The sequence below is a fragment of the Streptomyces sp. Edi2 genome, assembly GCF_040253635.1.
GTDB lineage: Bacteria > Actinomycetota > Actinomycetes > Streptomycetales > Streptomycetaceae > Streptomyces.
The window spans coordinates 5,451,401-5,463,151 of sequence record NZ_JBEJGX010000003.1; the positions used below are offsets into that span (position 1 = coordinate 5,451,401).

The following is an 11,751-nucleotide window of genomic DNA, read 5'->3' on the forward strand; positions in this document are numbered from 1 at the left end:
CACATACGGCCAAACGTCCAGTGTGCCGCATTGCGCAGCGGGCGTCAGCGAGGGAATGACGGGCCCTCGTCAAGGGGCCCCGGGCCGGGGCGTCCGGAGGCATCTGCCGTGCTCCCGCCGAGCCCGTCGCTCGCCCCCCAGACCGGTCGTCCGCCGTGCGCCCGCCAGGCCCGTCGCCCGCCCTTCAGGTCGAATCGTCGCGCGTGCTCCCGCCAGGCCGGTCCGCCCGCGCCTCAGACCGAGTCGTCCGCCAGCTCCGCCACTCCCGTGATCCGGTGGAGCGGGTAGGTACGCACCTCGTCGGAGGTGTGGTCGTAGGCCGTCACGAAGCCGCCTTCGACGCGTACCGGTGCGATGACGCGCTGGCTGGCGGCGCCGTCGGCGTTGACGTACCCGATCCACAGGGCGGAGTGGGTCAGCACCGCGGCCTGCATGGTGGCAAGGGTCTCGGCTGAGGTGGTGCGGGGAAGGGCGCCGGGGGCGGTGGGAGCGGGGGCATGGACTGGCTTGCGTTCCGCGGTGGCGGCGAGGTCGCCGGCCCGGATGGCGCGTACCGCCGCCGTAAGCAGGGTCGCGTCGGGGGTCGGCGGGCCGTCGGGCACCGGGGTGGGGGCGGTGCGCGGCGGGGTGCGGTGGGTGTCGGCGCGGGCGATGAGTACGTCGCCCGCGGTGGACTCGGCGGCCGGGGCGTAGCCCATGGCCCGGAGGCCGTCGAGGAGCTGGTCGGGGGCGGTCTGGGCGGCGAGCACGGTCGGGGCGAGCCGGCGCAGCCGGAGGGTGGCGGCGCGGCGGTCGGCAAGGATCTCGGAGAGCAGCGCGTCATCGTCGCAGCGGACGTAGGCGGATGCCGCGCCGATCCGCAGCCGGCCGTGCTTACGGGCCACATCGTCGATGAGGTAGGCGAGGGGCTGGGGGACCGGGGTGCGGGAGTGGGCGGTGAGGAATTCCTGCAGCTCGGCGGCGGAGCGGCCGGCGTCCAGGGCGCGGCGCACCGAGGCGGGGGTGAAGCGGTAGACCGTCGCGCCTCCCTTGGACTCGATGTCGGCGAGGACGCCGAGCGCGTCGGAGAGCGGGCGGTGCAGCGGGCCGGGGGCGACGGCGGTCAGGTCCGCCTGGAGGAGGACGTGGTCGACGGGCTCGGGGAGGAGCGGGGCGAGGAGGGCTGCGGCGCGGGTCGCGGCGGCGTCGGTTTCCGCGGGGGAGGGGGCCGCGGTGGACGCAGGGGAGGGCGCCGCGGCGGCCTCGGTGGAGGAGGCCGCGGCGGGCTGCGCGGTGGTCTCGGTCAGTGCGCGGCCGTGGGTGGAGAGGGCGCCGCGGCCGGTCACACCCAGCAACTCGGCTTCGGTCAGCGTCCATTGAGCGAGCCGCGAGCGGAGGTCGTCGGCGGGGGCGGAGCCGGCGGGGGCGGGCGCGGAGCCGGCGAGGCCGGGAGCGGAACCGGACGGGCCGGGTGCCGGTGCGCCGCCGTCGACCGCTCCCGCCGCGGCCGGAGGCCGGCCCGTGGCCGGTGCCGGGACCTGGCCCGCGGCCCCGGCGCTGCGCAGCGGACGCTCCCACTGCAGCCGGGAGCGGACCGCCGCCGCCGGTACGGAGGTGCCGGGCGGCAGGCCGGCGAGGAGGGCGAGGGCGCGTCGGCGGACCTCGGGGGCGGGGGAGCGGTCGAGGTGCGGGCCGAGGGCGGCCAGCGCGCGGCCCTTGGCATCGGCGCTGCCGACGACGCCCGCGGTGCGGGTCGCGGAGAGCCAGGCGGCGGCCAGCACGGCCCAGCGCTCGTGGTCGGGCAGCTGCAGCCACTCCTCGGCGGCCGGGGTGGCCGCGAACCGCTCGTCGGCCTCGCCGTCGGAGGCGATCAGCCCGGCCCCGTAGGCGAGTTCGAGCCAGAAGGCGGCAAGCTGCTCGGTGGTGTCCAGGGCGGCGGCGGTGCGCTTGAGGTCGCGGACGCTCATCCCGCCGGCGCGCAGGACGCCCGGCCCGCCCAGGTCCCACTCCTTGAGCAGTTCCTCGACGGTTGCCAGCGCGGTGAAGGCCTGGCTTGCGGCGGCGTTGTCCACAAGCTGTGGATCACGTTCGGTGGCGGGGGCGAGCGCGGGCGGGACCGGCTCGGGGGTGTGATGGGCACGCCCGGCGCGCAGATGGAGCGCCGCCTCGCGGGGCAGGACGACATTGCGGGCGCCCGCCGGGAGCAGCAGCCCCCGGTCCAGCAGCCACTGCAGATGCGGGGCCGGACGGTCGGTGACCCCGCCGTACGGCGGGCCCCACAGCAGCTTGTCGAGGACGGCGACGGATTCGGCGGGCGCGGTGTCGAGCAGCGCCGTCATCCGGGCGCGATCGGTGAAGAGCGCGGTGAGCGCGGCGGCCGCGGTGACCGGATCGTGGGTGGTGGGCAGCCCGGCAGCGGCGATGATCTCCTGCAGCCGTCCCGGCGACATACCGGCCGCGGCCTCGGTGACGGTCGGCCCCAGCCCGGTCGGCGACGGATGCGCGGCGCTGGGACTGAGCAGTTCACGGGCCGTACGCACCAGCCGCAGCCGGTCGTCCGGACCCCACACCAGCGCCTGCGCCCGCAGCTCGGCCACCGCCCTGGGCAGCTCGGCGGCGACCGCCGCGTCCCCGCTGTCCCCGCCCATCAGCGCGCCCAGCGTGTCGTACGGGCACGGGTCGGGCGACACCGCCAGCGCCTCGGCGGTCTGCAGCACGAACCGGTCGAGCCGTTCCACCGCGCGGACGACCGACGCCCGGGTCCCGGCCCGGGTGGCGAGCTGGGTGACGTCACCCGGCACCGGATTGAGCAGGTCGGGCCGTGCCCGCAGCAGCCCGACGAGCCCGCGGTCGGTGCGGGTCCTGAGCTCCTCGGCGAGGGTGCGGGGTGTACCGGTCATTCGTCCTACGTTAGCGGGGCGGGGCCGGACGGGGGACCGGGTGGCGGCACGGTATCGACGGAACGCCGCCACGCCAGGGGCACGCCACCCCGCCACACCGCGCCTACGGGCCCCTACGCCGCGCCTGCAGCACCTCGCCACGCCTGCAGCCACCCGCCCGCCCGCGTACGCCGACCCCGCCGCACCCCGCGTACGCCACCCCGGCGCGCCCCGCGTGCGCCACCTCGCCCCGGCCCCCGCGGCCTCCGGCCCGCCGGGCGGTCGAGGCGGTACCGTCGGGGCAGCAACCAGCGGACGCCGCAGGGGATTTCGTGGGGATCGAGAGCGATCAGCTCGTCTATGACTATCTGAGCCGGGTGGGCGACCTGGCCCAGCAGCGGGGACTGCCCTCCGCCACGCGGATGCGGCTGGTCACCGGGCTCCGGGCCGAGATAGACGGACAGCAAGCCGATTCGGTATCCGGTGTGAAGAGGGTGCTGGCGCGGCTGGGGACGCCGGAGGCGGTGGTCGCGGCCGCGGGGAGCACGGACGACCGGGTGCCGGGCGCGTCCTGGGGTGGATCCGAGCAGGGGCGCGGGCCGGAGCCGAGGCGCGCGCCGGAGCCGCGGCAGGGACCGGAGGCCGGGAGTGCCCCGGGAGCCGGTCCTTCCGTGCCGCTCGGCCCGGTGCCGTCTGCAGACCCGTCGCAGCCCGCCGGGCCCCCGCGCCCGTGGAGCGCGGCACGCGAAAAGCTCACCGGCCTGGCCTGGCGCGGCGGGCTGACGGGCAAGCCGCCCGCGAACGGCAAGGACGCCCCGCACGGCAAGGACGGTCCGTACGGCGCGGTGCCCGCCCCGCGCGACGGCGGGCCGGAGACCGCGCCGTCCGTCGGCCTGCCGCCGCATCTGGCCGGCGCGGACGAGCTGGGCGACGACGGTGACGCGCCCGACTGGTGGCGGGTGGAGCCGGCGCCGTTCGGGCCGGGCGAGACCGTTCCGGGGTTCGTCGGCGGGATCGAGATCCCGGAGATATGGGACCGGCCGGAGAGCGACCCGGTGTCCCCGGTGTCGATGAAGAAGGACGGGGCCGGGGGCGCCGGGGCGCAGGGCACGGACGTGGACGCGGACGGCGCGGCGCCGGGGGAGCGCCCGCTGCGGCGGATGGTCCGGCGGGTGCTCGGCCGGCGGCGCGTCACCCGGCCCGGTGCGGTGCCCGCGGCCGAGGCCGGGGAAGACGCCGTGGTGGTGCCGGCGCGGGCGCCGCTCAGCCCGGTGCTGACGCTGGCCGTGCTGCTGCTGGTGGCCGGTGCGGCGCTGGGGTCGTGGCTCGCGCTGGCGGGCGGCTGGGGGCTCGCCTACGTATCGCGGCGGCTGAGCCGGGCCGAGGCCAAGTTCGCGGCGCTCGGCGTGCCGGGGACCGTCGTCGGCGGGCTGGTGGTGTGGCTGTGGGGCCGGTTCGACGGGCGCTGGGGCGAGCCGATCGCGCAGGGGCGGCTGGGGCAGGAAATGCTCGACGGGCTGCCGGGAGTGCTCCGGGTGGCGGCGGTCGCCTCGGCCCTGTTCCTGGTGTGGCGGATGCGGCGGGCGCCGCGCTGAGGGGCAGGGCCACTGGGGCCTGCCCCTCCGGCTGGGGGCCCGCCCCTCCGGCCGCCACGAGCCCGGGCCCTCGCCCCCGGCCCGAGCGAGCCAGAGGCATCGCCCCCCCCGCCGGGACGCTCAGGACCTCGCCCCCCCACCCGGTACGCCCCAGGGGCCTCCCTCCGGCCGGGCCGCGCCCGCAGGCACAATGGCAGGCATGGCTGCGCACTCGCTGACGGTCGGCTTTGACCTCGATATGACGCTGATCGACTCCCGCCCGGGCATCAAGGCCGCGTACCAGGAGCTCGCGGCCAGGACCGGCACCGTGATCGACGCCGACCTCGCGGTGAGCCGACTGGGGCCCCCGCTGGAGGACGAGATCCGCCAGTGGTTCCCCGCGGAGCGGGTGGCGGAGATCGCCGAGCTCTACCGCGCGCTGTACCCGGAGTACGCGATCGCCGCGTCGCCCGCCCTGCCCGGCGCCCGGGAGGCCATCGACGCGGTGCACGCGGCGGGCGGCCGGGCGATCGTGGTGACGGCGAAGTACGAGCTCAACGCCAAGCTCCACCTGGAACACCTCGGCCTCGACGTCGACGCCCTGTTCGGTTCCCTGTGGGCCGAGCGCAAGGCCGAGGCGCTGCGCACGCACCATGCGCCGGTGTACGTCGGCGATCACACCGGCGACGTCGTGGGGGCGCACACCGCGGGCGCGCTGTCCGTCGCGGTCGCCACCGGCCCGTGCGACGCCACGGAGTTGCGCAACGCCGGTGCCGAGGTGGTGCTCGCGGACCTGACGGAGTTTCCGTCCTGGCTGGCGCGCTATGTGGCCGAGGGCGCGGACGGCGGCGACTGCGCCGCCACCTGACGGCGCTGAGCCGTGGCGGAACGGATCACTCCGGCTGCCGCGACGAGGAAACCGAGCCCCATCAGCATGCACAGCCAGTAGAAGACGGACGGCAGCGTTGCGGTCCCGAGGAACAGTGGCGCCACCGTGGCGAGAGTGGCCACTGCGCCAACTAGGAACATGATCGCGCCGATTCGGACCAGCAGATCCCCGGCCTGGGGAGTTTCGTCAGACACCTGACCAGGGTAAGTCCGGGCGAGAAGCACCGAGGATCCACCCGGCGGCGTCTTGTCACCGGCCTTGGGACCATTAGCCTGGGTGATGGCGGGTCCTGCGGCCCGCTGCACTGCTTTCCAGCCCCTCCCCACTCTCGTGCTCCGCTCGAGCGGGGAGACACCCACCCCGCAGTCTCCGCAGTAGACCCGGCCCAGTTATTTCCGTTTTTTTCCAACGAGTACGAGGACGAGGACAGACGTGCCTACCGGCAAGGTCAAGTGGTTCAACAGCGAGAAGGGCTTCGGCTTTCTCTCCCGCGATGACGGCGGTGACGTCTTCGTGCACTCGTCGGTGCTGCCCGACGGCGTAGCCGCACTCAAGCCTGGCCAGCGCGTCGAATTCGGCGTCGTCGCGGGCCAGCGCGGCGACCAGGCGCTGACCGTGACGCTCCTCGACCCCGCACCCTCGGTGGCCGCGGCGCAGCGCCGCAAGCCCGATGAACTCGCCTCGATCGTCCAGGACCTGACCACGCTGCTGGAGAACGTCACCCAGCAACTGGAGCGCGGCCGGTACCCGGACAAGGTGCACGGCGCGAAGATCGCCGGCATGCTGCGCGCCGTCGCCGACCAACTGGACGTCTGAGCACGCCTGCCCGCGGGCGGCCGCACCGGCCGTCACACGCAGCACACCTCACGCACAGCACACCTCACGCACAGCACACCTCACGCACAGCGCACTTCACGCACGGCACACGTCAGACGCGGCGCACCGCACCCGCTGCCTGCCTCACACGAAGTGCAACGCATCGCGGCCGAGGGGCGGAACCAGCCCCTCGGCCGCGGCGCGGGTGAGCAGTCCGCGCACCGCGGCATAGCCGTCCTCGCCGAGGTCGGCGGTGAATTCGTTGACGTACAGCCCGATGTGCTGGTCGGCGACCTTCGGATCCATCTCCTGGGCGTGCTCCAGGACGTATGGCCGGGAGGCCTCGGGGTCGTCCCAGGCCATCAGCACGGAGCTGCGGACCGCCGCCGCGAGCTCGCGCAACGCCTGCTCGCCCAGCGACCGCTTGGCGATGATCGCGCCGAGCGGGATCGGCAGCCCGGTGGTGAGCTCCCAGTGCTCGCCCATGTCGGCGAGCCGGACCAGGCCGTAGTTCTGGTACGTGAAGCGCGCCTCGTGAATGACCAGACCTGCGTCGACCTTGCCGTCGCGCACGGCCGGCATGATCTCGTGGAACGGCAGCACCACGATCTCCCCGACCCCGCCCGGCACCTCGGCCGCCGCCCACAGCCGGAACAGCAGATACGCGGTGGAGCGCTCACTGGGCACCGCGACCGTCTTGCCCGCCAGATCCGCGGCAGGCCCCTGCTCCCTGGTCAGTACCAGCGGCCCGCAGCCGCGCCCCAGCGCCCCGCCGCAGGGCAGCAGCGCATAGTCGTCGAGCACCCACGGCAGCACCGCGTACGACACCTTCAGCACGTCGAACTCACCGCGCTCGGCCATGCCGTTGGTGAGGTCGATATCGGCGAAGGTGACCGCCAGCTCCGGCGCGTCCGGCACCCGGCCGTGCGCCAGCGCGTCGAAGACGAAGGTGTCGTTCGGGCACGGCGAGTACGCGATGTTCAGTGGCCGGGTCACGGGGCCCTCCTCAGGGATGGTGGGGATCCGGAGCAGGCGCCGGAGCCGGTCCGGTGGCGGCCGTCAGGGCTCCGGGAAGCGTGCGGAAAGCACCGGTCAGGGCGGTGAGCGCGGGGCCGATGCGCCAGGCGGCGCGGTCGCGCGGGCCGACGGCGTTGGAGACCGTACGGATCTCCAGCACCGGCACCCCGTGTGCGGCGGCCGCCTCGGCGACCCCGAAGCCCTCCATCGCCTCGGCCAGCACCCCGGGGTGACGCTCCGCCAGCTCGGCGGCGCGGGCCGCGCTGCCGGTGACCGTGGAGACGGTCACGATGGTGCCGGATGCCGCACCGGCCGCCGCGGCGACGGCCTTGACCAGCGCCGGGTCGGGGCGGTGCGCCACCGTCCCGAAGCCGAGGTCGGTGACCGGGGTGAAGCCGTCGGGGGTCTCGGCGCCCAGGTCGGCCGCGACGATCGCGTCCGCGACCACCACGGAGCCCAGGGCCGCGCCGGACGCGGCGAAGCCGCCGCCGATACCGGCCGAGACGACCAGGTCGTACGGCATGGTGGCGAGCGCGGCGGCGGTCAGCGCGGTGGCCGTACCGGCGGCCGCGGCGGCCGGGCCGACACCGGCGGCCAGCACATCGAGCGCCACAGGGGAACCCGCCGCTGCATCCGGCGGACCCGCCGCGCGCCGCAGCGCGTACCCGCCGGGCAGCGCCGTCTCGTCGCAGGGCCCAGCCGCGGCAGCCACCGCATCGCGTTCGGCGGCCACCGCCGTGACGACCAGGACCCGCATCGAACGGCCCTCCCGCCCTAGTCCTTCTGCTTCAGGGTGAAGTGCCACAGGGTCTTGGGGCCCTCGCTGCTGCCGCCGAGCTCCGCGACCTGGAGGGTGACGTCCTTGCTGTAGGAGGTCTGGCCGGTCTGCGGGTTCTGCTGCATGAAGAGGGTGTCCGCGTCGAAGCTGCGGTACGTCTGCTTGCTGGGCGCGCGCATGACGGGGCCGGCGCCGATGACGATCCAGCCGGACTTGGCGACCTCCGGGTCGACGCCGACGCGCACCTTCTCACCGGGGTGGACGGTGATCGTCTTGCCACCCTTCTTGGTGATGCAGGCAGCAACGGCCTTCTTGGAGAGAACCTTGCCCCCACCGTCGCAGCCGGGGGTGGCCTCGGCCTGCACCGTCGTCGAACCGACGGTCACGGTCGCGAGCGACGTCGGCTTCTCGCAGGCGGAGAGGGTGAGGAGACCCAGGGACACGGCACCGATGGCGGCAGCGGCACGGCGGCCCTTGCCCCAGGAGATCAACGCAGCGGTCATACGGGCAGGCTATCTGGCGCCCCAGCTCACGCCACGCCCGGGTACGGCGTGCCGCATCGCCCGTCGGATGTCAGGCCACCCGGGGGGCCGGCGTACCGCCCCGCCGGGCCGCGCTCAGCAGTCCGCGTACGGCCAGCAGCACGCCCAGCGCCACCAGCCCCGCGGCCACCGCCATCCCCAGCGTGCCGATCAGCGGCAGCGAGATCCCGATCGCGCCGCCCACCACCCAGGACATCTGCAGCGCCGTCTCGGACCGGGCGAACGCGGAGGTGCGCACCCCCTCCGGCACATCGCGCTGGATCATCGCGTCCAGCGACAGCTTCGCCAGCGCCTGGCACAACCCCGCGACGGCCGCCGCGGCAGGGACCACGACCACCGCCAGCACCGGGTAGAACAGCGCGGCGAGCACCGTCGCGCACAGCGCCAGCCCCAGCATCGCCGCGACGATCGGCTCGGGACCGCGGGCCTTGAGCCAGGCGCCGACCGCCGTCCCCAGTGCGTTTCCGGCACCGGCCGCCACCACCACCAGCCCCAGCGAGGCCGCCGCGCCCAGCCCGCCCAGCGGATGCTCGCGCAGCATGAAGGCCAGGAAGAACGTCAGGAAGCCGGAGAGCGCCCGCAGCGCGGCATTGGCCTGCAGGCCGTGCAGGACCGACGGGCCGACCGTACGCAGCCCCGGCTTCCGCTTCCCGTCGCCCGCCGCCCGCGCCGACGCCTCCCGGGACGCCAGCCGGGCCCGGCCCTCGCCCTTCGCCGAGTCGACCTTGGGCGGCAGGGAGAACGACAGGACCGTCCCCGCGGCGAATACGGCACATGCCCCGTACAGCGGCCAGCCCGGCCCGAGCAGTTGCAGCCCGGCCCCCGTCGGCGCCGCCACCCCGGTCGCCAGCAGCCCCGCCAGCGTCACCCGCGAATTGGCCTTGACCAGCGAGATCCGCGGGGGCAGCAGCCGCGGCACCACCGCGCTGCGGACCACGCCGTACGCCTTCGACGCCACCAGCACCCCCAGCGCCGCCGGATACAGCTGTAGCCCGCCGGTCGCCACCGCGCCCGACATCGTCAGCGCCAGCAGCGCCCGCGCCAGCATCGCACCCGCCATCGCCGCCCTGCGGCCGTGCGGCACCCGGTCCAGCAGGGGCCCGATCACCGGCGCGAGCAGGGCGAACGGGGCCATCGTCACGGCCAGATACAGCGCCACCCGGCCCCGCGCCTGGTCCGTCGGCACCGCGAAGAACACCGTCGAGGCCAGCGCGATAGTGATCATCACGTCGCCCGCGGAGTTCACCGCGTGCAGTTCGATCAGCTTGCCCAGACCCGATTCGCCCGCGCCGTGCGCATGCGTGGCGCGCCGCAGCCCCCGCGCCGCGCCGGTGACGGGTCGGCGCAGCGCGCGCCCCAGCACCCGGCCCGCCCGGCGGGCCCGTCCGGCCCCGTACCCGCCCCGGGACGAGGCGCGCGACACCTGTGACGACTTCCCTGAGGTCCTGGACACCCTCGACACCTTCGACGCCCTTGCGGCAGCCACCTGGTCATAGTGCCCCAACTCGCCCAGGAGAGGGCACTTTCTCCGCATTGGCGCGCGAGGCGCAGCGGCCCGTGGCCGCCGGTGCTGACATTTGCCCTCCCACCGAGGGGTCGTACACCGTTGAAGGGGTAGCGTGTGTAGCGCGCCACCGGCGGTCGTTCTTGGCCGCGTGCCTCCGCGCGATCCCGCAGAATGGGACGCAAGAGGTGCGCTCGACCGAAACGACCGGGCGCGGACGTCGACGCGGTCCCCTGGTCCGCTCCGCCCGCCCCGGTACCGCCGGTCGTCCGGACAGGACAAGGACAGCTCCGGCTGGCGCACTCGTGAGACGGCGTAGAAGAGAGAATCGATTCTTGTGAGTGCTGCGATGCGAAGCCGTACCCCTGACCGCCTGTGCGCCGAGGCGGTCGACCTTGCGCGGGAGGCGGCGGAGGAAGCCGCACTGCCCGGCATGGTGGGCGAGCACATCGATGCGGTGGCCGACGGGGACCGCGTCGTCACCCACCTCTTCGCCTGCAACGAGCCCGGCTACCGCGGCTGGCGCTGGGCCGTGACGGTCGCCCGGGCCTCCCGCGCCAAGCTCGTCACGCTCGACGAGGCGGTCCTGCTGCCCGGCCCCGACGCGCTGCTCGCACCGGAGTGGGTGCCGTGGAGCGAGCGGCTGCGCCCCGGCGACATGGGCCCCGGCGACCTGCTGCCCACCGAGGCCGACGACCTGCGCCTGGAGCCCGGTTACACCGGCGAGGACACCCCGCCGCCGAATTCCCCTCTCGCCGAGGGCATGGCCGCCGAGGTCGCCGATTCCGAGGAAGCGGACGTCGTCCCCGGCTCGCCCGCGATCCAGCCCGCCCCCGAGCGCGGCAGCATCGCCGCGGTCGCCGAGGAACTGGGCATGCGCCGCGCCCGGGTGCTCTCCCGCTACGGCCTGCACACTGCCGCCGACCGCTGGGAAGAGGCCTTCGGAGCCAAGGCCCCGATGGCCCAGGCGGCCCCCGCCACCTGCGTGACCTGCGGCTTCCTCACCCTGCTCCCCGGCTCCCTGGGCCAGGCCTTCGGCGTCTGCGCCAATGAGTTCTCCCCGGCGGACGGCCGGGTCGTCTCCCTCGCGTACGGGTGCGGGGCGCATTCCGAGGCTGCCGTGATGCCGAAACCGCCGCGGCCGGCCGCGCCGGTTGTTGATGAGACGGTTGTTGAGCCGTTGTCGCTTCGGCCCGAGCGGGACGGTGGGTCCGTCGAGGAGACGGGGCCCGCCGAGGAACTCGGCCACAGCTAGGGGCTGGGCCCCTGGCCCCACGTTGTTTTCTGCGGCGCCGTGTCGCCTCTTGTCTTTCGCCTCCGGCGGGGTGGGGTGGTGGTTGGGCGGGGGTCGCTTGCGCTGTGTGGTGGTGCCGGTGGCGGGCCTCCGGGGGTGGGTGTGCGGACTGCTTCGCTTTACGTCCGCACACCCACCCCCTCCGGCCCACCACCTCCCGCCCGGAATGGCGACCCCCGCCCGGTGGGGGTGAAGGTTTTTAAAAGCCAGAAGCTCGGCCGCGTCGGGGTTTAGCTGATGCTTGGGGTCTTTGGTTTTCTCCTGCTCCCCACCGGGGTGGGGCCCACAACGGACGGGAGGGGGCGGGGCCGGAGGGGTGGGTGTGTGGACGTAAAGCGAAGCAGTCCACACACCCACCCCTCCGGCCCCGAACCCGGCACCCACCACAAACCCGGGGCCCCACCCCACACACAACCTTCCGCCGAAGGCGGGGACCCACCCCGCCGAAGGCGGGACAGGCACGGCGGGGCACCCGCACA

Annotated in this window: 10 protein-coding genes; 4 read left to right on the forward strand and 6 right to left on the reverse strand. The window is 74.9% G+C overall.

Annotated features, from left to right (window positions below; genetic code table 11):
* Nucleotides 1-233 precede the first annotated feature (233 nt).
* A complete protein-coding gene (locus ABR737_RS27445) occupies nt 234-2,879 on the reverse strand; it encodes a helicase-associated domain-containing protein (protein ID WP_350253071.1) in 2,646 nt (881 codons plus the stop codon).
* Nucleotides 2,880-3,190: 311 nt separating this feature from the next.
* Here ABR737_RS27445 and ABR737_RS27450 point away from each other — a divergent pair, with 311 nt between their 5' ends.
* Both ABR737_RS27450 and ABR737_RS27455 read left to right on the forward strand, forming a co-directional pair.
* Nucleotides 3,191-4,453, forward strand: a complete 1,263-nt coding sequence (locus ABR737_RS27450; RefSeq protein WP_350253072.1) for a hypothetical protein — start codon at nt 3,191-3,193, stop codon at nt 4,451-4,453.
* Between the two features lie 199 nt (nt 4,454-4,652).
* The gene (locus ABR737_RS27455) at nt 4,653-5,300 is read left to right on the forward strand and encodes an HAD family hydrolase (protein ID WP_350253074.1); all 648 of its coding nucleotides are present in this window, start codon (nt 4,653-4,655) and stop codon (nt 5,298-5,300) included.
* On the opposite strand, the gene ABR737_RS27460 is transcribed toward ABR737_RS27455, so the two are convergent.
* Nucleotides 5,255-5,515, reverse strand: a complete 261-nt coding sequence (locus ABR737_RS27460) for a hypothetical protein (RefSeq protein WP_502964382.1) — start codon at nt 5,513-5,515, stop codon at nt 5,255-5,257. The genes ABR737_RS27455 and ABR737_RS27460 overlap by 46 nt on opposite strands.
* A 238-nt stretch (nt 5,516-5,753) precedes the next feature.
* On the opposite strand from ABR737_RS27460, the gene ABR737_RS27465 reads away from it, so the two are divergent.
* Nucleotides 5,754-6,137, forward strand: a complete 384-nt coding sequence (locus ABR737_RS27465) for a cold-shock protein (RefSeq protein WP_018089689.1) — start codon at nt 5,754-5,756, stop codon at nt 6,135-6,137.
* Nucleotides 6,138-6,281: 144 nt separating this feature from the next.
* Here ABR737_RS27465 and ABR737_RS27470 read toward each other — a convergent pair whose 3' ends face one another.
* The 4 genes from ABR737_RS27470 to ABR737_RS27485 form a co-directional block, all read right to left on the reverse strand.
* Nucleotides 6,282-7,133, reverse strand: coding sequence for a 1,4-dihydroxy-6-naphtoate synthase (locus ABR737_RS27470; protein ID WP_350253076.1), 852 nt, complete (start codon nt 7,131-7,133; stop codon nt 6,282-6,284).
* A 10-nt stretch (nt 7,134-7,143) separates the two neighbouring features.
* A complete protein-coding gene (locus ABR737_RS27475; protein WP_350253077.1) occupies nt 7,144-7,911 on the reverse strand; it encodes a futalosine hydrolase in 768 nt (255 codons plus the stop codon).
* A 17-nt stretch (nt 7,912-7,928) separates the two neighbouring features.
* Nucleotides 7,929-8,435 (reverse strand): hypothetical protein, encoded by a 507-nt coding sequence (locus ABR737_RS27480; RefSeq protein WP_350253079.1) that lies wholly within the window; start codon nt 8,433-8,435, stop codon nt 7,929-7,931.
* A 70-nt stretch (nt 8,436-8,505) separates the two neighbouring features.
* Complete coding sequence (locus ABR737_RS27485) at nt 8,506-10,008, reverse strand: MFS transporter (protein ID WP_350253080.1); 1,503 nt, start codon at nt 10,006-10,008, stop codon at nt 8,506-8,508.
* Nucleotides 10,009-10,327: 319 nt separating this feature from the next.
* Between ABR737_RS27485 and ABR737_RS27490 the strand changes: the two genes are divergently transcribed.
* Nucleotides 10,328-11,233 (forward strand): DUF3027 domain-containing protein, encoded by a 906-nt coding sequence (locus ABR737_RS27490; RefSeq protein WP_350253081.1) that lies wholly within the window; start codon nt 10,328-10,330, stop codon nt 11,231-11,233.
* Nucleotides 11,234-11,751 lie beyond the last annotated feature (518 nt).

Bases quoted from the DNA above. Each gene is read 5' to 3' on its own strand.
- ABR737_RS27490 (WP_350253081.1), top strand. From the start codon at position 10,328: ATGCGAAGCCGTACCCCTGACCGCCTGTGCGCCGAGGCGGTCGACCTT.
- ABR737_RS27445 (WP_350253071.1), bottom strand. From the start codon at position 2,879: ATGACCGGTACACCCCGCACCCTCGCCGAGGAGCTCAGGACCCGCACC.
- ABR737_RS27455 (WP_350253074.1), top strand. From the start codon at position 4,653: ATGGCTGCGCACTCGCTGACGGTCGGCTTTGACCTCGATATGACGCTG.
- ABR737_RS27480 (WP_350253079.1), bottom strand. From the start codon at position 8,435: ATGACCGCTGCGTTGATCTCCTGGGGCAAGGGCCGCCGTGCCGCTGCC.
- ABR737_RS27475 (WP_350253077.1), bottom strand. From the start codon at position 7,911: ATGCGGGTCCTGGTCGTCACGGCGGTGGCCGCCGAACGCGATGCGGTG.
- ABR737_RS27485 (WP_350253080.1), bottom strand. From the start codon at position 10,008: ATGCGGAGAAAGTGCCCTCTCCTGGGCGAGTTGGGGCACTATGACCAG.